The 21,682-nt window shown below is 43.6% G+C and carries 21 protein-coding genes; 5 read left to right on the plus strand and 16 right to left on the minus strand.

The window, feature by feature from the left end; translation table 11 throughout:
* Positions 1-253: 253 nt before the first annotated feature.
* Positions 254-1,951, plus strand: coding sequence for an L-aspartate oxidase (nadB, locus tag RT143_RS00455; protein WP_282850348.1), 1,698 nt, complete (start codon positions 254-256; stop codon positions 1,949-1,951).
* 96 nt (positions 1,952-2,047) lie between these two features.
* On the opposite strand, the gene tmk is transcribed toward nadB, so the two are convergent.
* From tmk to RT143_RS00475, 4 genes are all read right to left on the minus strand, one after another.
* On the minus strand, positions 2,048-2,689 hold the full coding sequence (gene tmk, locus RT143_RS00460; protein WP_313090350.1) for a dTMP kinase: 642 nt from the start codon (positions 2,687-2,689) through the stop codon (positions 2,048-2,050).
* A 12-nt stretch (positions 2,690-2,701) separates the two neighbouring features.
* Positions 2,702-4,003, minus strand: a complete 1,302-nt coding sequence (gene mltG, locus RT143_RS00465) for an endolytic transglycosylase MltG (RefSeq protein WP_313090351.1) — start codon at positions 4,001-4,003, stop codon at positions 2,702-2,704.
* 86 nt (positions 4,004-4,089) lie between these two features.
* Positions 4,090-5,016 (minus strand): aminotransferase class IV, encoded by a 927-nt coding sequence (locus RT143_RS00470; RefSeq protein WP_313090353.1) that lies wholly within the window; start codon positions 5,014-5,016, stop codon positions 4,090-4,092.
* Positions 5,017-5,076: 60 nt separating this feature from the next.
* On the minus strand, positions 5,077-5,844 hold the full coding sequence (locus RT143_RS00475) for a hypothetical protein (protein ID WP_313090355.1): 768 nt from the start codon (positions 5,842-5,844) through the stop codon (positions 5,077-5,079).
* 239 nt (positions 5,845-6,083) lie between these two features.
* Between RT143_RS00475 and aroE the strand changes: the two genes are divergently transcribed.
* Positions 6,084-6,902 carry a shikimate dehydrogenase gene (aroE, locus tag RT143_RS00480; RefSeq protein WP_313090356.1) on the plus strand — a complete coding sequence of 273 codons (819 nt, stop codon included), beginning with the start codon at positions 6,084-6,086 and terminating at the stop codon, positions 6,900-6,902.
* A gap of 137 nt (positions 6,903-7,039) precedes the next feature.
* Here the strand turns inward: aroE and RT143_RS00485 are convergent, their stop codons facing one another.
* The 6 genes from RT143_RS00485 to rlmE form a co-directional block, all read right to left on the minus strand.
* Entirely contained in the window at positions 7,040-7,762 is a 723-nt protein-coding gene (locus tag RT143_RS00485; RefSeq protein ID WP_313090358.1) for a YidB family protein, read from the minus strand.
* Positions 7,763-7,959: 197 nt separating this feature from the next.
* The gene (locus RT143_RS00490; protein WP_313090360.1) at positions 7,960-8,481 is read right to left on the minus strand and encodes a hypothetical protein; all 522 of its coding nucleotides are present in this window, start codon (positions 8,479-8,481) and stop codon (positions 7,960-7,962) included.
* A 9-nt stretch (positions 8,482-8,490) separates the two neighbouring features.
* The gene (locus RT143_RS00495) at positions 8,491-8,757 is read right to left on the minus strand and encodes an FAD assembly factor SdhE (protein WP_313090362.1); all 267 of its coding nucleotides are present in this window, start codon (positions 8,755-8,757) and stop codon (positions 8,491-8,493) included.
* Positions 8,758-8,804: 47 nt separating this feature from the next.
* Positions 8,805-9,686, minus strand: a complete 882-nt coding sequence (folP, locus tag RT143_RS00500) for a dihydropteroate synthase (protein ID WP_313090363.1) — start codon at positions 9,684-9,686, stop codon at positions 8,805-8,807.
* 104 nt (positions 9,687-9,790) lie between these two features.
* Positions 9,791-11,692 carry an ATP-dependent zinc metalloprotease FtsH gene (gene ftsH / locus RT143_RS00505; RefSeq protein WP_313090365.1) on the minus strand — a complete coding sequence of 634 codons (1,902 nt, stop codon included), beginning with the start codon at positions 11,690-11,692 and terminating at the stop codon, positions 9,791-9,793.
* 243 nt (positions 11,693-11,935) lie between these two features.
* On the minus strand, positions 11,936-12,568 hold the full coding sequence (gene rlmE, locus RT143_RS00510) for a 23S rRNA (uridine(2552)-2'-O)-methyltransferase RlmE (protein ID WP_313090366.1): 633 nt from the start codon (positions 12,566-12,568) through the stop codon (positions 11,936-11,938).
* Between the two features lie 330 nt (positions 12,569-12,898).
* On the opposite strand from rlmE, the gene RT143_RS00515 reads away from it, so the two are divergent.
* Positions 12,899-13,216, plus strand: coding sequence for a YhbY family RNA-binding protein (locus tag RT143_RS00515; protein ID WP_313090367.1), 318 nt, complete (start codon positions 12,899-12,901; stop codon positions 13,214-13,216).
* Positions 13,217-13,223: 7 nt separating this feature from the next.
* Positions 13,224-13,994 carry a DOMON domain-containing protein gene (locus RT143_RS00520; RefSeq protein WP_313090369.1) on the plus strand — a complete coding sequence of 257 codons (771 nt, stop codon included), beginning with the start codon at positions 13,224-13,226 and terminating at the stop codon, positions 13,992-13,994.
* An 87-nt stretch (positions 13,995-14,081) separates the two neighbouring features.
* On the opposite strand, the gene RT143_RS00525 is transcribed toward RT143_RS00520, so the two are convergent.
* Complete coding sequence (locus RT143_RS00525; protein WP_313090370.1) at positions 14,082-14,777, minus strand: M23 family metallopeptidase; 696 nt, start codon at positions 14,775-14,777, stop codon at positions 14,082-14,084.
* A gap of 178 nt (positions 14,778-14,955) precedes the next feature.
* Here RT143_RS00525 and RT143_RS00530 point away from each other — a divergent pair, with 178 nt between their 5' ends.
* Entirely contained in the window at positions 14,956-15,444 is a 489-nt protein-coding gene (locus RT143_RS00530; protein ID WP_313090371.1) for a DciA family protein, read from the plus strand.
* A gap of 338 nt (positions 15,445-15,782) precedes the next feature.
* Here RT143_RS00530 and lpxC read toward each other — a convergent pair whose 3' ends face one another.
* From lpxC to RT143_RS00555, 5 genes are all read right to left on the minus strand, one after another.
* Complete coding sequence (lpxC, locus tag RT143_RS00535) at positions 15,783-16,658, minus strand: UDP-3-O-acyl-N-acetylglucosamine deacetylase (protein ID WP_313090373.1); 876 nt, start codon at positions 16,656-16,658, stop codon at positions 15,783-15,785.
* A 197-nt stretch (positions 16,659-16,855) separates the two neighbouring features.
* Positions 16,856-18,067 carry a cell division protein FtsZ gene (gene ftsZ, locus RT143_RS00540; RefSeq protein WP_313090375.1) on the minus strand — a complete coding sequence of 404 codons (1,212 nt, stop codon included), beginning with the start codon at positions 18,065-18,067 and terminating at the stop codon, positions 16,856-16,858.
* A gap of 149 nt (positions 18,068-18,216) precedes the next feature.
* Positions 18,217-19,497 carry a cell division protein FtsA gene (ftsA, locus tag RT143_RS00545; protein ID WP_007116179.1) on the minus strand — a complete coding sequence of 427 codons (1,281 nt, stop codon included), beginning with the start codon at positions 19,495-19,497 and terminating at the stop codon, positions 18,217-18,219.
* A 21-nt stretch (positions 19,498-19,518) separates the two neighbouring features.
* On the minus strand, positions 19,519-20,391 hold the full coding sequence (locus RT143_RS00550; RefSeq protein ID WP_313090376.1) for a cell division protein FtsQ/DivIB: 873 nt from the start codon (positions 20,389-20,391) through the stop codon (positions 19,519-19,521).
* A gap of 197 nt (positions 20,392-20,588) precedes the next feature.
* Positions 20,589-21,512, minus strand: a complete 924-nt coding sequence (locus tag RT143_RS00555; protein WP_313090378.1) for a D-alanine--D-alanine ligase — start codon at positions 21,510-21,512, stop codon at positions 20,589-20,591.
* Between the last annotated feature and the right edge of the window lie 170 nt (positions 21,513-21,682).

Genomic DNA, 21,682 nt, shown 5'->3' on the forward strand with positions numbered 1-21,682 from the left:
GCCTTAACCATGGGCTATTTAGATGGGCTAGCTACTTAAAAAACAAACCGTACAAAAAATCCGCCATCATTTATAAAAGCTGATATGATAGCTTATTTTCCCATGGCTTTTTTAACCATAGCCTTTTAACCATAGCTTTTAAAATAGCCTTTTAAACACAGCCTTTTAAATGTAGCACGCTGACCCAATTTGCTCAGCGCTGGTTTAGATTTTTTTGGCTCTTTAACTCATTAATTTGAAGGACGTCAGCCTTATGACAGCAAGCGTTAATGTGTCAAACTCCTATATCGAAGAAACTACAAAGCCGCAAGCACAGGCTAACCATCGCCACGCATTTGATGTGGTGATTGTTGGCAGTGGCGGTGCAGGTTTATCGTTAGCTTTATCCTTACCAAGCCATCTATCGATTGCTGTTTTGGCAAAAGACAAGCTCACTGAAGCCAGCACTTTTTATGCCCAAGGCGGCGTGGCAGCGGTACTATCGGATGATGACTCGGTTGATGAGCATGTCGATGATACCTTGATTGCAGGGGCAGGTCTTTGTCATGAAGATGCGGTACGTTTTACGGTAGAGCATAGCCGAGAAGCGGTGGAGTTTTTGCTCAAACAAGGTGTCAAGTTTACCTTGGATGAGAACGAAACCTTGCACCTGACCCGTGAAGGTGGTCATACCAAACGTCGTATCATCCATGCGGCAGATGCCACTGGGGTGGCCATTTCTACCACGTTAGTCAAACGTGTCAAACAATGTCCGAATGTCAAACTGTTTGAGTATGTCGCTGCCATTGATGTCATCACCACCAATAAGCTTAGCAAACACAACTACAGTCCGATTAGCGAGCCCAATCGTGCCGTGGGGCTGTACGCCCTTGATTTGGCCACCAATCAAGTCATTACCTTTACCGCACCCTTTATCGCCTTGGCATGCGGTGGTGCTTCAAAAGCGTATTTGTATACATCCAACCCAGATATTGCCACGGGGGATGGTATCGCGATGGCATGGCGCGCAGGTTGCCGCGTTGCGAATTTGGAATTTAATCAGTTCCATCCTACTTGTCTCTATCATCCAGAAGCGCGTTCGTTTTTAATCACCGAAGCCATGCGCGGTGAAGGTGCCTACCTGCGCCTGCCAGCAACCAAAGAACATCCAGAAGGTGAGCGCTTTATGCTTCGCTTCGATGAACGGGGTGAGCTGGCACCGCGTGATATCGTGGCTCGCACCATCGATTTTGAGATGAAGCGTTTGGGAATACGTCATGTTTGGTTAGATATTACTCATAGAGACCCAGCGTTTATTAAAGGTCATTTCCCTATGTTATATGAGCGGCTACTAGAGCTGGGCATTGACATGACCCAAGATAAAATCCCCGTAGTACCCGCCGCTCACTACACCTGTGGCGGGGTGATGGTTAATGAAAACGCCCAAACCGATGTGTTCAATTTATATGCCATGGGCGAAACGTCATTTACGGGTCTGCATGGCGCCAATCGCATGGCGAGCAACTCGCTATTAGAATGTTTTGTGTATGGGATGACTGCAGCGCGCCATATTGCCGCCGCATTTGCAGAAAATCGCGTCCCCCCCATTCCTGCTATTCCTGATTGGGACAGCCAACATGTAACCGACCCTGACGAAGAAGTCATCCTACTACAAAACTGGGATGAATTGCGCCAAAGCATGTGGCACTACGTTGGTATTGTGCGCTCAGACAAACGCCTACATCGCGCACTCAACCGCATTTTGTTGTTAAAACAAGAAGTAAATGATTACTACGCCAACTTTGTGGTCAGCAAAAATCTGATTGAATTGCGTAATTTGCTGCTAGTCTCTGAGCTCATTGTGCGCTCGGCGCTACGTCGCCACGAATCGCGCGGACTGCATTACAACAAAGACTTTCCGCAAACTTTGCCAGTCGCGGCAGACGTGATTTTAACCCCATCTATGCCATAGTATGGGTTAAATAAAAAAGGGAATGTTTATCATCCCCTTTTTTTACAATAGTTCTAAAAGCTTTATGGTACTAAGTAATAACACTAAATAACGACATTAAATACCCAGCTGCGTTAGCACTTTTGCCAACACTTCATCGGCTGTACCCTGCGCATCAATGCGTTTGACGCGCTGCGGTTGCTGCGCTGCTTGATAAGCAAATCCTTGATGTACCCGCTCAAAAAACGCTAGCTGATTTTGTTCAAAGCGGTCTAGTTTGCCGCGATTTTTGGCACGGCTCATCCCCTCTGTCACCGGTAAATCTAACCAAATGGTCATATCTGGCATTTTTGCCACAAACTGCCTAATCAGTAATTCAATTTTGCTAAGTTCTGCCCTATCGCCCTGTTTGCGCCCAAACCCTTGATAGGCAATGGTGGAATCGGTAAAGCGGTCGCACAGCACCCATTTACCCTGTGCGAGCGCTGGCAAAATCACTTGCGCCACATGATCGGCACGCGCCGCAAACATCAATAAGAGTTCACTGTCTTCTGTCATAGTCGTTGCTGGGTCAAGTAACATGGCGCGTAACTGCTCAGCAAACGGACTGCCGCCCGGTTCTCGGGTCTGGATAAAGTCGATGCCTTGCGCGGTCAAATGCGCTGCGACATTGGCAATCAAGGTGGACTTACCCACCCCTTCGGTACCTTCAAATGAGATAAATTGTTCGCTAATAGGGGCTTTCGCAGCTGTTTGCATGGGTATCGTTTTTTACTGACCTAATTGGCTGTTTTGGCTGGCGCGTTTTTCACGCATCACCCGCAGATAGTCTTGTACCGCTTGGTTATGGTCTTCTAAATTACTGGTAAATTTATGACCGCCATTACCCGTTGCCACAAAATACAGCGAATCAGTTTGATTTGGGTGAAGTGCCGCTTTAATGGATGCAATACTTGGCAAGGCAATCGGTGTCGGTGGTAAGCCGTCAATTTGGTAGGTGTTATAAGCGGTTTTTTCTTCAAGGTCAGATTTGCGAATATTGCCATCGTAACGATCGCCCATACCATAAATCACGGTGGGGTCGGTTTGTAGGCGCATGTTTTTCTTCAGACGATTGACAAACACGCCTGCGACTTCACCACGCTCACTTTCGACACTGGTTTCTTTTTCAATAATCGATGCCATAATCAGCGCTTCATACGGTGTCTTGTACGGCAAATTGGCTTGGCGATTGTTCCAGTTTTCCATCAATGCTGTGTGTTGACGGGTAAATAAATCCGTTAGCACTTTTTTATCGCTACTACCTTCATTAAAATAATAGGTGTCCGGTGAAAACCAACCTTCAAGGTTGCCATTCGGATGGTAGTCAGCAGGGATATTGAGCCCAAGTTTATCGACGTCAACTTTGCTACCATGAATAACTTCGTTTTTAATCCCTTTATTGTCCATCAAATGTTGATATAAATCTTTGGCTGTTTTGCCTTCAATGATTTGCACTTTAATAAAAGCGACTTTTTCACCTTGTTGCAGCATGGCTAAATAATTGGCAAAACTTGGATTTTCAGGCAGTTGATAGACCCCTGAATGGAGCGGTTTATCCACCGTCATTTTGATATATAGTTTGGCAAGTGGCGCGACGAACAGCTTTTTCTTTTTATCCCAGTCGTCTACCAGCGCATAGTAGGTTTGACCTTTATTGATAGTCACCATCTGCTTTGGTTGGGTGATAGTGCCATATAAGGTGTTATACCAAGCAAATAACAACCAGCCTAGCACCAATACAATAAACCCCACTAGTCCCAGTAGACGGTATTTATTTTTTTTGTTTCTACCGGTGATATTGTCATTGAATTCTCGCGTTGAACGATTAATCAGACAAGCATCGTTAATATTGACGTTTTTGCTATGAGGGTCTTCGTCATCCTTATCCTTGATATCCTTATCTTTGCTATGATTGTCCTGCAATTGAGAATCTGGAATATCCGCGGCGTGAGGTGCGTCACTGTGCTGAGTAGGATGATGCTCAGAACCTTCTGAGTTATTAGACATATTATTATTAGATTGGTCGTTCATAGAGAAAGCTTATATTGACTCAATTAGCGAGAATTTAACAATTAATGACAAAAATAGCAATTTTTTTTGGTTACCAGCAACACGATTTAAGTTAATTTTTGCGCATAGATTGGGGCCAAATCAAGCGCCTTCGACTGCCCATTGGGTAGCCTCAATGCTTGAATGGGCAAAATCCCGCGTACCGCATTGCAAAAGAACAAGCTTGTGATATTGGCTAAATCCTCGCTGGTTAAATATCGCTCTTCATGCCCCCTATCGGACTGGGCAAACTTAGCCAATAACACCTGCCGCATCACCCCTTTTACCCCTGAGCGGCTGATGGGCGGTGTGTACCACATGTTTTCATGATTAAGCTGATAAAACACATTGCAAAAGGTACCTTCTACCCAATGCCCCATCACATCTTGTACCAGCCCATCAATCATTTGCGCATTTTGGGTTTGGTGCTGCCACAGCTCGTGACTTGCCATCACTTTATCTTGGGCGTTTAGTAGCTTAAGTCCTGCCAAGGGTTTTGGTAGACATGCAATTTGCTGCGTAAGACAAATCGCGGTAGCGGGAGGTTGGATGATGACTTGATTGGCTTGCGGTGATAATGGCTTATCGGTGGACATGAGCTTAATAAAAGCGTCAAATTCAGAGTTGCAAAATCCATAGCCTTTGATAGGTTGGTTTCTTCGGCAAACTATAAGCTTAAGCATACCGTGATTGAGGGTTTTAGCAAAATTGGCTAACTGTCTATTGAAGTATGCGCGGATAGTATGATTGGGGGATTCTAAATTGAAGGATTCTAAACTGGCTGCGTCTAAGTCAGCGTTGGTTAAATTGAGTTGTAACGCCTGGGCACTCTCGTCGATTCTATCTAAGTGGTAACTCAGCCAATTGATTTGTCCTGCCACCACCGCCATGGTGGTAAAAAACCCATCGCCATACGCTATCACCCGTGAGTCAATATCGATAGCGGTGATTGGCGTTTGCTTGGCATACTGAGCATCAGATAATGAATACCACATGGTTATTTGGCTACTTGATTAAATTGATAGTTGACTGTGTTACAGTGAAAGCCGCATCAATTAGCTGCTTTTTTTGGCGGTGACAGTGGGTTTTCTGATTACCAAGTCACAATGATAATTGTCACAGCGTGCTAATTCTACCAAAATTCCGTGGTAGCTCGTATTTTTAATCGGCTGTCCTTGCACCATGTAGGCAACAATGTCTGAGCCATCTTGTCCAAACCAATTTTGGGTCAGATGAAACGCTGTTTTGGCATGCTGGATGCTGATGTTTTTAACGCTGGCATTGTCATAGGCACTGGCATAATACCACTGTAACTCGATATACATAGGCGAATCAAGCAAATCAAAATACGGCTCACCGGTTTTGGCAAAACTATATTTACTTGCCACATTGCTTCGGTAGTCCAAGCTTTGCTTATCAATGGTGATGGGTTGACCTAATAATAACGTCATGGCTTCGGTATCGTGGATACTGACTTTGTTTGCCAGCGTTTGTTGCTGCCATTCATTGATGGGATAGACCACAGGCGTTGGCTGCGAGGTAGGGTTGATAGACGGATTGGCGGCTGTGGTCGATGCGGTCGTGCTAGCGGTCACACTGGCATTGTGTTGTGAGGCGATTTGTTTAACCTTATCACAGCCAGTTAAGGTGAATGCTAGGATAACCCACCCCCAGCCAAGATTTTTTGACCAAGTGCGTTTATTTTGGGTAGTGCCTTTTTGGGTAGCGAATTTTTTGGTAGTGCCTTTTTGGGTAGCGTCTATCCGATGTTCTAAGCGGTTTTGACGCGATAAAAAAAGCGTTTTGCAGGCAATTAGCTTCATTGTGTAGTGTAAACGTATATTGTATAACGGGTTGGTGTGAATAGCGCATTGTAACAAGGCATTGATAGCGGTTAACAGTACGCTTTTGTTGTTATTTTTAGCCGAATCGATGAATAGCTACGCTTTACACCCACCCAATCATAACCTAGCCAATCAAAACCCAGCATTGATGTCGCAGCCATAGTTATTGTAAAGTGGTGGCAATTGGTAATTTTACTCATCGTATTATAGGTTTTCCCATGTCATCAATTCCTGATTCAAACGTCCGTTATCATTGCATGGTAATCGGCAATCCGATTGCCCATAGCAAATCGCCTGATTTGCACCAAGCGTTTGCCCAACAAACTGGCATCACTTTGTCTTACCAACGCCAATATTGTCCCAACGATGTCGACAGCTTTACTGCTGTCATCGAAGCATTTTTTGCAGGCGGTGGCACAGGGGCAAATGTGACCGTACCTTTTAAAGAGATGGCATTTGCGCTGTGCCAGCAGTGCGGTCAGCTATCTGAATACGCGCGCTTGGCGGGTGCAGTCAATACCCTTGCTATCAAAGCGGGCAAACTGTATGGCGACAATACCGATGGTCGCGGTTTGGTGGCGGATTTATTGTCGCAAGGCATCACATTAAAGGACGCAAATGTTGCTATTTTGGGAGCAGGTGGGGCGACTCGTGGCGCGATTTTGCCGTTGCTAGATGCGCAAGTAAAATCGCTGCATATTGCCAATCGCACAGTAGAAAAAGCAGAGAATTTAACCCGATTATTTGATACCGACAAGCTCACCTTTTCAAATTTGACGGATTTGCCCAACGATATTGAGGTGATTATCAATGCAACATCGATAGGTCTGAGCGGAGACACCTTGCCGTTCGCCAAGGATATGACGGTCGATTTTGCCTATGACATGATGTATGGTAAACCCTCGGCGTTTTTGGACTTTTTCAAGGCGAAACATGCCAAAACCTCGGATGGCTTGGGAATGCTGGTCAATCAAGGGGCATTAAGTTTTGCGCTTTGGACGGGTAAACAAGTCGATTTGACGAATTTTCACTTTTAGCTGTTTTATAAAAAAGCGGTCAGCCCTCGCCTACGTCTTAGATAAAATAGACAGAACCAAAATTTGCCCAAGACATCGCAAGAACACCCAATAAAAAAAGCCAGTTTTGTCACTGGCTTTTTTTTAGTCAGGCTAATTTAGCGATTCGCATTGCCTAATTGCGCCAAAATATCACTGATTTCTTTGTTGGCCTGGCTCTCAGTTTGGGTGTCGCCATTTGGTGTCAAGTTGTCAAATAACTGTGGTAAAAGCTCCGCCATACTTTGACGGACTTCGCTTTGGTCGACACCAGTTTGTGCCGCAACTTGCGCCAACTCATTATTATCAAATAGCTGATTGATATCATTAGCATCCAGTGGTTGATTGGATTGGTCAGCACTCATCCAAGAATTGGCTTGATGACCAAATCCCATGTTTTGGATTTTATTAAAAGCCCCTGATAGACCCCCATTACGCTGAATAAACATCAGCGCGATTGGCAACAAAGCCGCCATTAACATACCTTTACCACCAAAGCCACTTTGGCTTTGTGGAAATTGGTTCATACCCACGTTATTGCCCATACCACCGCTTAGGCCGCCGCCCAAGCCACCCCCTAGCACGCTACCCAGCACTTGTCCTAGCACGCCACCTTGGGACATACCTTGATTTTGGTTCATCGCCATACCGATGATATCATCCAACCCAAAACCGTTTGATTGCATTTGTGGCTGCTGCATCCCGCCGCCTAAAACATTACCAAAAATATTCCCTAGGCCGCCCATATCCGCTTGGCTTTGACCGCCCATTCTGCTTTGGCCCATTTTGCTTTGAATGGCACTTTGCGCCACTTGTGTTACTAGACTTGTTAATAGACCCATGGTCGTTCCCTTTTATTTATCTTTTTCAATGATTATTGTATATCACCAATGATACCGCGCTGACGCACGCCCGACGCACGCCCATTGCCAACTGCGCTTAAGTTAAAGACTTAAGTTCAAACTAAAATGCGCAGTCGTCTCGACAGTTGGTTGATTTAATTGTAGCAATATTGAATATAACTTATATACCATTTTTGTTATCGCCCTACTGTGTTCGCTAACACCTTAAATTGCCGCCATGTATCGCGATCCACTTGGTCTTGCCAAATGGTTACACTGATTTTAGCTGGTACTGATTCTATCAACTCAAACGTTAAAATCACCAAGCACCCCATATCAGCGATGCCCAGCAAATTTGCCTGCCACACCGCTTGTTTACTCTGTCTAGGTACTTTGATAACCCCACGTACCCACTGGATTTGCCAGGTTAAAAAATCAAAGTTGTCATAAGGTAAGGTTTGATTGTTACTTTGCGGTTTGGCGTGTAACGATGAAATAGCCAATAAGTGACAACTAGAGATTTGCCCTAACCAAAGACTGGCTATAGCGACCATACCTAGCAATAGTTTATAAATAAGCGCTAAAGGTACAAGTGTTAAAATGCCAACAACCACCCATAAACAAGCCCCCCAAAGCAGTTTTTTATCCACACTGGGTTTGAGCGTGGCATCAATGTCAATAAATGAGGTATTATGACGCGATAAGTAACGCTCGTTCATCTAAGTCAATTAAGAAGAAGCTTTTAATGATTTGAGCTTGGCTATCAAATCAGCAAATTCTGGCTTGGTCGGCTGATTGTGTAAAAACCAGTCTAGCAAATCAGGATCTTCTTCTTTCACCAATTCTGCAAAAATTTGCTGCTCTTGTGAGTCGGCTTTTAGATAGTGCGCTCTCACATACGGATCAAAATAATAATCAAGTTCTTTTAGACCGCGTCTAGCACGATAGATAACTTTGCGCTGCTCTAATGTAGGTTCTGGCTGGTTGTCACTCATGATAAATCCTTGTCGTTGCGCGTTAAATTCATGTAGTTTTTAAATTTTTATGAAGCTTTTGCCTGTTGCGTCGCTTGCCACATCGCAAGCCCTGCTTTAGTCGCTGCTACATTATGGGTGCGCAATATACACGCCCCTTGCTGCACAGCAAATAAAGCTGCGACCATACTAGCAACATCTCTATCGGTAGGGTCATGGGGTAGATTGGCTGACTTGAGAACTTCCCCAACAAAGCGTTTACGGGACAATGCCACCATGACAGGTAAGTTAAACCTATGCAAGTGATAAAATTCATTCAGCCATGCTAGATTTTGCTGGGCGTTTTTGGCAAAGCCAAACCCTGGGTCAATGATAAGATTGTCACGTCTGACCCCACCCGCCATAACCTCATCAATGCGCTGCTGTAACTCGGTAATAACATCGGTATATAAATCTTGATAATCATCGAGCTGATTCATGGTCGTTGGCTCACCGCGCATATGCATGAGCATGACAGGGATATCTAGTTTGGCAGCGGTAGCAATGGCATCGGGGCGCGTCAAGGCTCGTACATCATTCCAAATTTTGGCGCCGACTTGACTGGCGAGTGTTATCACGGTCGGGCTACTGGTATCAACCGACACCCACACTTGCTCACCAAAGTGATGATTAATCGCTTCAACGATTTTAATAACGCGGTCAATTTCTTCTTGTTCACTCACAGGACTGGCGTTTGGGCGAGTAGATTCACCACCCACATCGATAATCGTCGCCCCGTCTTTGATCATCTGCTCGGTATGACGCAAACCTTGGTCGATATGATTATATCGACCGCCATCAGAAAATGAGTCTGGGGTAACATTTAGAATGCCCATGATATGGGGATAAGACAAATCGAGCGTCTGATTATGATAATGAATGGCAAAGTTGGGAATGGGCTGTAACTGCATGACGTCCACAATGATGGCTAAAATTTTCTACTATTTTAAGTGAAAAACAAAAAAACCGCTATCAAGTTGGTAGCGGTTTTTGGATAACTCATATCATGGATAATTTACATTGCAGGTAACGGCGGCGGCGTTAAGCCCGACCCACTTGTCGGTGGATTGCTTGGTTTATCAAAATTTACTCTAACAGGCTCTTGATAAACTTTAGGCTCGCGTGGTGGAATACCTGCCATAATGTCTTGCAATTGGTCACGGTCAATAGTTTCCCATTTCATTAATGCATCCACCATCGCATGCATTTTGTCCGCATTACCTTCAATTAATGCACGTGCGATATCATACTGCGCTTCTAGGATACGACGAACTTCATCATCTACTTTTTGCTGAGTCGCTTCTGAGATAGTACGAGATGAGGCACCAAAGTAACCTTGGTTTTCATCTTCTTCATATACCATCACACCCATGGCATCTGACATACCGTATTTGGTAACCATCGCGCGTGCCATTTTAGTAGCACGTTCAAAGTCATTTGACGCGCCAGTCGATTGCTGATTGATAAAGACTTCTTCAGCGATACGACCACCAAACAAAATCGCAATGTCATTTAGCATTTTTGACTTATAAACGCTGGTCTGGTCATGCTCTGGCAATTGCCAAGTGACACCTAACGCCCAGCCACGCGGCATAATAGTAACCTTATGCACAGGGTCAGTACCCGGTAGCATTTCAGCTACTAAGGCATGCCCTGCTTCATGGTAAGCCGTTGCACGACGCTCTTCCTCACGCAGTACCATCGATTTACGTTCTGGACCCATATAAAGCTTGTCTTTGGCTTCTTCAAAGTCATTCATATCAACTGACGCTTTGTTGTTACGTGCAGCAAATAGTGCCGCCTCATTCACCAAATTCGCTAATTGCGCACCACTAAAGCCTGGGGTGCCACGTGCCAATGAACGAATATCAACGCCAATTGTTGAGGGTAACTTTTTCATGTGTACACGAAGAATTTGCTCACGGCCTTTGATATCAGGCAAGCCAACTTGTACTTGACGATCGAAACGACCTGGGCGCAACAATGCTTTATCGAGTACATCAACACGGTTGGTTGCAGCAATCACGATTACCCCATCATTGCCTTCAAAACCATCCATCTCAACCAATAACTGGTTTAAAGTCTGTTCACGTTCGTCATGACCGCCGCCCATACCTGCGCCGCGATGACGACCAACAGCATCAATCTCGTCAATAAAGATGATACAAGGGGCGTTTTTCTTGGCTTGTTCAAACATATCACGAACACGGCTTGCACCGACACCTACAAACATCTCAACAAAGTCAGAACCTGAAATTGAGAAAAATGGTACTTTGGCTTCGCCTGCAATCGCTTTGGCAAGCAAGGTTTTACCAGTACCGGGCGGACCTACCATCAACACACCACGCGGAATAGTCGCGCCAAGTTTGGTAAATTTTTCTGGGTCACGTAGGAAGTCAACAATTTCTGTTACTTCTTGCTTGGCTTCATCACACCCTGCCACATCCGCAAATGTCACTTTGATTTGGTCTTCTGATAACATTTTGGCTTTAGATTTACCAAAACTCATCGGACCCATGCCGCGACCACCGCCTGCACCACCACCGCTCATATTACGCATGATGAACAAGAACAAACCAATAATTAATAGCACAGGGAAACTTGCAATCAGTAATTGCATCATTACGCCTTGACGTTCAGGGGTGGCGCCTTGAACTTCAACATTATGCTTGATAAGTTTTGGCATTAGCTCAGTGTCAGTGACCGCAGGACGCACTGTCTCAAAAGTTGAGCCGTTTTTCTTTTCGCCAGAAATTTGCTCACCATCAATTTTGACACTTTTGACCTGGTCAGTTGCCACCGCAGTGACAAATTGGGAGTAATTGAGCTTATCAGGTTCATTGCGGGTATCAAAATTGCTAAAGACTAGCACTAATACCCCTATCACAACTAACCACAATAAGGTATTTTTTACCATGTCGCTCACGTTGTTTTTCATCCTTCGCGTTAGGGGGTTGATTAAAAAGTGGGATTAAATCAAAATGTTTACCAAAGATAGGTAGATGTTTCACCAAAAATAGACGTTACATTAATCTTTCAATATAGCATGATATATGGATTTACCTTAACATTATCAAGCGAATTCTCTGTTATTTTCTAGTAAAAACATATTACCAATTTTTATCCAGTTAACTTCACGGATAGACTAAAGCAAATTACCTTATTTGGTAGCAATCCAATACATTTCTTTTGAGCGTGCGCGTGACGCTGCAGGCTTGATACTACGCACTTTACTAAAACGCTGCTGCATATTTTTTCGTAAAGCATCAGAGCCTTCGCCCTGGAATACCTTAATCACTAAAGTGCCACCTTCCGGGAGCACTTGCTCGGCAAAGTCCATGGCAAGCTCACACAAATAAATCATGCGTGGCTGATCGACTGCGGTAAAACCAGAGGTATTGGGCGCCATATCAGATAGCACCACTTCCACTTTTTTATCGGCGACTTCTGCCATAATGTTGTCAAAGACTTCTTGCTCACGAAAATCCCCTTGGATAAAGGTCACATTCTCTAGCGTGTCCATGGGCAAGATGTCTGAGGCAATGAGTTTGCCATTGTCACCGACTAGTTTGCCAGCAACTTGCGACCAGCTGCCTGGGGCAGAACCCAAATCGACCACCGTCATGCCTTTTTTAATCAGCTGCAGTTTTTCGTTGATTTCTAGCAATTTGTAAGCCGCTCTTGCCCGATAGCCATCGCGCTGGGCAAGTTTGACATAGTGGTCGTCAATGTGCTCTTTCATCCACGCACGGCTACTTTTGGACAATTTTTTGTTGGTAATACGCGTTGCCATAATTTTCTACAAACTACCCTTTATATATAGTTTAAAAATTCTTCACTTGGGATTTGGCTAAAAAACCCAAAGCCATCCTAGAATGACCATTGGTAAATTTTGACAATCTCAAGGGTTAAGGCTGTTATTTTAGCATATTTCACCTAGTTAGCTTGTGTTAACTCATGGATTGGCTATTGATTTTTTTAATCCAGTGATTTTTGCAGATTGATAAGTCATGGCAGCGTTTTTGCCTATGTGTTTTTGCCTATGTATTGCCCATAATTTATTAGGCAAAATGATTAATATGGTATAATGCTGGCTAATTTTTTTATAGGTCAATTGACAGTTATGGCAAATTCAAGCTTATCAAATGCTGATATCAAACATTTAAAAGGCATCGGTCACCAGCTGAACCCGGTGGTAATGATTGGGGGTCAAGGCGTTACCCCAACCGTTATTGAAGAAATTGGGCGCGCACTGACCGATCATGAGCTGATTAAAGTAAAAATCCCAGCCGGTAGTAAAGCAGATCGTGACGCTGTGGCAAATGCGATTGCTGCAGCCACTGATGCGATTTTGGTCACCAGTATCGGTCGTATGGTGTTATTATTACGCCGCAATCCAGAAGCCAATCCTAAGTTATCAAACTTGGCACGTTTTGGCTAAAGCTACAATGGACACGTTACAGGGTATGACATTCGCACTGACGAGCGCGGTTGAACCACTTACCGTATCGGCAACACTGGACTACCAGCTCTCAGTACATGTGGTCGCTGATAGTAAATTTTTAACTATCTTATTTGATGCTACACATCCCAAGATTGATGATAGTCAAACCGCTCTACAAGCTGGTCTATGGGCAAATTTTCCGACATTTAGCCCATTGGCACTTCAACGTGTAATGCGCCAAGATTATTTATGGCAAGCAGATTGTTTTGAGTGTTTTATTGCCAAAGACAGCCAAGCAGATAGCCCGTATCTTGAGGTCAATTTGGCGACCAATGGTGAGTTTAATATTTATTATTTTGACAGCTATCGGATACCGAATGAATTACCCCCTCGGCGCTTGCCTATCACAGCGCTGACTTATGGTGAGGATATCAATTTTTTTAGCCAAGCTATTACACAAGATAGCGAGCTTCCGCTTGTTTTTTGGTGTTCTGCAAGTCCAATGCTCCTCACCCATGTACGAGCGGTAGAGCAGCAATATGCGTTTAGCGTTGGTACTTTTCGTGTCGGTATGACATTTGCCAAATCAGCATTGGACAAGTTGGTTGGTGCAAATGGTAATTATGCGCTAAATCCAACGCGTGTGATTCAGCAACCGCCAGACAATAGCTTAGCAGATAACTCAGCTCCAACCGTCGATAAAATGAGTTATTGGGCTATACAGCATGCACACCCAGCGGACTTTCATAACAAGGCACACTGGATAAATACCTAAATTATGATGGTTTTAAAGCATAGCACAGCGAAAAATAAAAAACTGGCTTATCAGCCAGTTTTTTTATATACCGAGATAGTGTCACGATTAACGCGCTGGTGCTAACGCTAAATAAGTTTGTGGGTTGACGGCTTGACCATTTTGGCGGACTTCATAATGTAAGTGGGCGCCTGTTGAACGACCCGTGTTGCCTACCGCAGCGATTTGCTGGTTGGCATATACCGTATCGCCAACGTTAACATAGTTTGCAGAGGTATGTGCGTAACGGGTGACTGTACCGTTGCCATGATCCACTTCGACATAACGACCATACCCGGTACCCCAACCTGAGAAAGTCACCACACCATTACCTGTGGCATAAATAGGGGTGCCAATGGGTGCAGCAAAATCCATCCCTTTATGAAACTGTGATTTACCAGTAACCGGGTGGATACGATAGCCAAAACCTGAACTCATGCGCGCAGATGACGTAATTGGGCGCAACGCCAACATGCCATTACCCGCATAGCTGCCCATTGCAGGCATGTTGATAATGGTGGTTGGCTGAGTCGATAACTTTTGTGCTAAACTTGCGAGGCGGTCTTCTTTTTGCTGGGTTTGTTGGCTTAGATTTTTGATAGCCGCATTGACGGCATCTGAGGGCAGATAATAATCTTCACCATCATCTTCACGGACAATAACTTGACTGGTTTTACCGGCATTGGTAATCGATAGAATTTGAGCTTGTGCAAGACTCATTGTGGTTAAAGCAACAACTGGTAATGCGATTAGAGCTAACTTCATCTTTTATCCTTTGTTAAACCTTATGCTATTAAACCCTGTGCCAATATTATATAAGCGCTACTACAGCGCATTGGCAAGATTTAATTCACTATAATTTGGTCTTAAAATCATCTACACTAATGCTAAGACTAAATCAAATTTTTTGTCGCTTAACTACCCACCACACTGCTCATTGACTATGAAAAAACCAACCAACCATCTTGCCTCTCGCACTGAGCGTCTTGCCAACTATCAATTACCGTTTCAAAAAAAGCTGCAGCAGTTACAGCAGTTGACGGATGATATTCGCAGCGCTTGGCAAAACCTGTTGCCTCAGGAAGTCTTAGCAAGCTTACAAGTGATTGCTTGTGAGTCGTTTAGGCTTGTGGTGAGTACAAATAGTCATACCCTTGCCAATCATCTCAATTACAACCAGCAGCAGCTACTGTCAACCCTGCAAGCGTTCGATAATAATTTTCATCAATTTAATCAGTTACGTTTTCGCGTGGTGATTGTCAAACCTATTCATGGCTCGCAAATGGCAAATTTACAGTGTAACCAGAATGTTAGCAATGTAAATAATTGTGAGCTAAGCGAATCTACGAAGCGAAATATAACACAGCTATGTGACCTTGTCACGGATAACGAGCCGCTTAGAACGGCGTTACAAAAACTGATAAAAGACTAAAGTAGCTGATTTACAATGTAACTTTATGTAAATTATGTTACTAATATAGCAATATTTATCAATAGATTAATGGCTTGTGCAAGTAAAAGTAAACAGATAGGAAGAAATTTACAATCAACCGCGTAGATAAAGATATCTTTTTTTTTATTTTTAGTTCGCTTATAGTAGCCAATGGCTGAAAAAAGATATCCAAATTTGAAATATTAAAAGGGATTGGTTACGTTTATTTAGTGTAATAAAATAATAGATTTGTGATAAAAAAATGTTACTAATCAAGCCATATGTAAAATTTCCTGATTAGTAAAAATACACAATAAAATTAATAAGATTAAATAAATCTAGTTAACATTGTTATATTTTGTTACAAATTTATAGTTATTTTCATCACTAAATAAGGCTCGTAACAATTTATTATTGAGCGCATGACCTGACTTATAAGCATAAAACTCGCCCAAAATTTGGTGCCCTGCAAGGTATAAGTCACCAATCGCATCTAGTACTTTATGGCGTACAAATTCATCGTCAAAACGTAACCCTTCAGGATTAAGTACGCCGCTATCATCTAAAACAATAGCATTCTGCATACTCCCCCCCAGCCCTAAGTTATTGCTTTTTAGGTATTCAATATCTTTTAAAAAGCCGAATGTGCGCGCTTTGGCAATATGCTCGATAAAACTGCCTTCATTAAAATCCAATTTAAACTTTTGATGTGAGGCATTAAAAGCAGGGTGATTAAAGTCAATTTGGAAATCTAACATAAATCCATCGTAGGGACGAAATCCTGCAACTTTATCCTCCACGCGAACTTCAATCGGTTGCAACACCTGAATATAGCGTTTGGCAGAGGTTTGCTCGGCAATACCCGCTTGTTGTAATATTTGCACAAATTCGATGGCACTACCATCCATGATTGGAATTTCAGGGGCGGACACTTCGATTTGTAGATTATCAATTTGAAGCGCAGCGATTGCACTCATCAAATGCTCGACTGTCCCAATGCGCTGACCTAAGTCATTGGTGAGATTTGAGGACATCATGGTATCGGTTACCGCATGATAGATAGCGGGTATGGGCTGTGCATCTGCCACATCACTACGTAAAAATTGAATCCCATAGTCAATGGGTGCAGGAGAAAATCGCAGGTGTACAGGGTTACCGCTATGTAAGCCGATGCCTTCAAGATTGATGGGTTGTTGAATAGTACGCTGCTGCATAATGCCCCCTAGTAGATTGCATTCATCCTTAGCGAAAGCTAGGTTGATATAATTTGTTACATTTGGCTATTCTACCATTGTCCCTTTCCACATCATAGTGATGCTTGATTGATTTTACCGACCTTTATGATTGGCTACAGTGATAAAAAAACCCCACAACGATTAAGCTGTGAGGCTGTTAAAAGTCATACGGTATTTTAGCGATTTTGCTGGCGACGTAGATAGTCTTGAATACTGTTGCCTGTGCGTTGTGGCTGCGAGGATTGCGGTTGTACTGGCGCAGGCTCGATAGCTTGCTGTACAGGTGGCTGAGGTGCAGGGATGGGCTGCGGGCGTGCCGCATACGCAGGTTCATGCGTGCCTGCTTCTACTTTGTGGGTGCTAGAGGCATCTGAGACAAAATCTCTAGTTGGGTGCTTTGGGGTATTATCTAGCGTAAGACCCGTTGCCACCACGGTTACTTGGATTTCGTCGCCCATGTCTTCATCAAATACCACGCCGTAGAAGATGTTGGCTTCGTCAATATCCACCAAGCTATGCACTTTTTGGGTGATGCGTTCTTGCTCTTCAAAATTGAAATCTGAACTTGCCACCACGTTGACCAGTAGACCTTTGGCATTTTTAAGTAATAAATTGTCAAGTAATGGGCTTTTGATGGCTTTTTCAGCAGCGATCTCAGCGCGGTCTTCACCACTGCCTTTACCGATACCCATCATCGCATGACCCCGTGAGGTCATTGCCGTGCGAATATCGTTAAAGTCGATGTTAATAAAACCATCTTTTGAAATCATATTGGAGATACCTTGCACCGCTTGAAGTAACACTTCATCGGCTTTTTTGAAGGCATCTTTCATAGAGATTTTGCCATACACTGTCATCAGTTTATCGTTGGGGATAGTGATGATGGAGTCGACAAAGTTAGAAAGCTGCTCAATACCTTCTCTAGCCACTTTATTACGTCTGCCACCTTCAAAGGTAAATGGCATGGTCACCACGGCAACGGTCAAGACCCCCAGCTCTTTGGCTAGTCTAGCGATGACTGGCGCAGCGCCTGTACCTGTACCACCGCCCATACCCGCGGTAATAAATACCATGTCAGAATTTTCTAACAATTGGCGAATTTGTTCTTCATCGCTCTCAGCTGCTTCACGCCCTACTTCTGGGTTGGCACCTGCCCCCAAGCCGCGGTTGTTATTTTTGATACCGAGCTGGATTTTATTGGGCGCTGACAGGCGGTCAAGCGCTTGTCTATCGGTATTGGCACAGACGAAGGTAATGCCTTTTACACCATTTTGCACCATGGTTTCAACGGCATTCCCACCGCCACCGCCGACACCGATGACGGTTAAACGGGCTGAATCGGCAAATGTATCAGTGTGATCTTGTACAATACTAAACTTCGCTTCCATAATTGAAAATCTCCGTATGCTGTCAAGTAGGCTTAAGCAGCATAAATAGCAAACATATTAAATTAAATATCAATTAAATCATTACACAATTAGTGGATTTTAGAGTCAATCATAACATGAGCACTCTTAAAATACTAAACATCTCTTTTTTAGAAAAATTTACCAAAAAATTTATTCACAGTTTTGAGTTTTTCTCGCATGGGCTTAACTTGCAAAGAGTCAGGTGAGCTTTTCTCGCTATGATGAAACGCCTCGCTTTGACTATATAACAGTGTGCCAAACGCGGTTTGGTATTTACGCTCACCAATCATTGCCGCAATGGTGCGAAGCTTGTCATCATCACCATATTGGGTATAGGCAGAAATCGCTGAGTGTTGATTGACCTTGTTTACTTTATTGGCAAAGATTTTTTTGGCTAATGGCAATAATCCACGCATTTCAGCCCCACCGCCAGTGATCACATAGCCTTGTTGTAAAAACTCACTTAGTCCTTCTTTATCCAGCTCTTTTTTAATATGACCTAAAATACTGATATAGCGGGCTTCCGTGACTTCAAGGAGCTCAAGCATATTAATGGTTTTTTCATCGTCATGCTGTGAACGCTTAATGGTAAAAAATTGGCTTGAGTCAATCCCATGACGATCAACATTGGCTTGGGATTTTTTCATATTCTCTGCTTCAGCAATGGTGACGTCTAGCAGCATAGAGATATCCAGTGTTGCGTGATGTCCGCCTTCGGCAAAACAATGGGTATAAATCAGCTTATCTTCACGGTAAACGCAGATACTGGTCGTCGATGCCCCAATATCAATCAGACATACACCATGGTATTTTTCTTCGGGTAATAAACCATATTCGGCGGTAGATACAGCATCAAATAGCATTTGGTCGATGCTGACATCACATTCTTGCAACAATTGCTGTAAATTTTGGCGACCTTTGACCGGCATCATCATCAGATGATAGAGTACCATCAAGTCACTCGCTTGCATCCCAATCGCATCATCAATCATCTCAGCATTGCCATCTAAAGCAATACCTTGCTGGGCATAATGCATCAAATACAAATCATCTTGGAGATGTTTGTTTTTGGCTTGGGTCAGCGCGGCGACCACGTCTTTGGCTTGTACGATATCGTGTTTGATTTTGACTTCGCCCACACTATTGACGCTTTGCAAATCTGGGGTAGAAAAGCTCAGCCAAACACTGTTTACGCGGCAATTTGCCATGTCTTCAGCGTTCTGAATAGATTGTTTGATGGCAGATTTTAGACGTTCGCGGTGGCGAATGGTACCTTGCGCGAAATCATGGTTTTTAACGGTAGATAAACCGATAATACGAATATCTTGCGCACTGTGGATTTGACCAATCACAGTATGAATAGCGGTAGCACTTAGGTGGACGACGACGATCAGATCTGGCTTTTTCATAGAACACTACAAAATTATGTTTCACCTAATGGCTGGGGTTTTTAAGGCGTTAGTTTTCGAATCGGTTGCTGAGTTGGCATCGGTCACGGGTTTAGTATCAGCGGATTTGGCATTGACGGCAGTTGTATCACTTGCTTGCTGTATCAAAGGTCGTTTGGTAATTGCCATGCCATTTTTATAGCGTAGATCCACCGTTTGCAGCGTTTTAAGCTGTGGTTTAAGCTGATTTTGTAACATGATGCTTAGTCGATACAGTTTTTCTGACGTATTGTCATTATCAACCAGTACCCGAAGTCCGTTATCAAAGCGAAATAGCCATGCCATTCTAGGCGTTACGATGACTTCTTCAATTTTCATACCCAGTGGCATAAACCAATCACTGACTTGCTTGATTTGCTGCATCATGACAACGGCATTTTGGCTATCGCCTTGTAGCTGCATTAGGCTGGTATTATTTAGGTCATTGCTATCGGCGGGCTTAAATACCGTGCCATTGGCATCGACTAAACGTTCACTACCAAACTTGGCAACGGCTTGGCGCGGTACTACATTAACCACAATACCTTGTTGCCAATCGCGGCGCACATCGGCTTGCCCTACCCAATCTACCGTCTCAAGTTTTGCCACATAGCTTTGCAAATTAGCCTTGAGTAAATTTGTGTCTGCTTTTTCGCCCAATAATTGCTGAAGCTGCAGGGTTTGCTGGGTATTTAACCCTTTATGCTGCAAACTGATGGCTGCATTGGGTAATTTATTGAACACATTAATCGCGAAAGCCGCTAATATCAGCAACAATAACACAACGCCAAGCATTAACAACTTTGGCAGCAGCTGATGAAAGCGATTAGGGAGCGTAGTATCTAGAGAAGCAGTTGCCACAAATGAATTTGCCATATTGACCAATCATAACTCGGTCTAAAATTATTAATTACTAAAATCTCAACAACAAAAATCAAAATAAATAAAAATATTACAAGGATTTATGTTTAGAAGCATATCATAGCAAATTCAATGAAATGAATGGTAAATAGATAATACGCTTCTAGACAATTCAAGTACTTTTTTTGTAAACAAATATAAACGAAAACGACTTATTCACTCAACGTTTGTTCTAAGATACGCACGCATAGTGTCGCAAAATCCATGCCACGCGCTTTTGCTGCCATCGGCACCAGACTATGACTCGTCATACCTGGCACCGTATTGAGTTCAAGCAGATATAGCGTGCCTTCGTCATCTCGTAAAAAATCCACACGTGACCAACCTTTGCCCCCAATGGCGGCAAACGCTTTTCTTGCGATTTGTTGCATGATTTGTTCTTGCGCCTCGCTCAAATCTGATGGGCATTGGTAGACGGTATCATCACGATTGTATTTGGCTTCGTAGTCATAAAACTCGGTCGTTGGGATGATACGAATACTAGGCAATACCTCATCACCGAGGATTGAGCAAGCATACTCACCACCTGTAATGGCTTTTTCTGCCAAAATAGCGCCGTGGTATTGTTTGAGCTGTGGGTAGGTCTTGGCAAGCTCGCCCGCTTCTTTAATTTTAAAGACACCGACACTACTGCCTTCAGCGGCAGGTTTGACAAACAGTGGTAAACCTAGCTGCTGTTCGATAGCGGTAAAATCGGTATTGTCGTCAAGCACGACATAAGGTACGTTTGGTAAATCTAACGCTTGCCAAACTAGGCGGTTGCGAAACTTATCCATGGCAATTGCAGAGGCTAACACGCCACAACCGGTATACGGAATATTAAAACCGTCTAGCACCCCTTGTAGGCTGCCATCTTCGCCAAAAGTGCCATGCAGCACATTAAATACGCGGTCATAGTCGCGCAGTTGTGAGATATCTGTTTCTTTGGGGTCAAAGTGATGGGCTTCTACGCCTTTAGCGAGTAGCGCATCAAGCACGGCTTGACCACTCGTCAGTGACACTTCACGCTCAGCACTCCAGCCGCCACAGACGACCGCCACTTTACCAAATTGTTTGACATCGATAAGCTCTGACATATTGATTCCTAATCTTTTGTTAACCGAATTTATTGCTATATTTATTTCACCCAAATTTCTAGGCTATGGCTTGGATATAACTTGTCTATGACTTGGCTATTTTAGCTCACCCATAGAATAATCGTCTGCTGGCAGTAGGGGCAAGCTAAAATAGCTTTTCAATACCTTAA

It is taken from the genome of Moraxella sp. CTOTU48268 (genome assembly GCF_032069585.1).
Classification (GTDB): Bacteria; Pseudomonadota; Gammaproteobacteria; order Pseudomonadales; family Moraxellaceae; genus Faucicola; species Faucicola cinerea.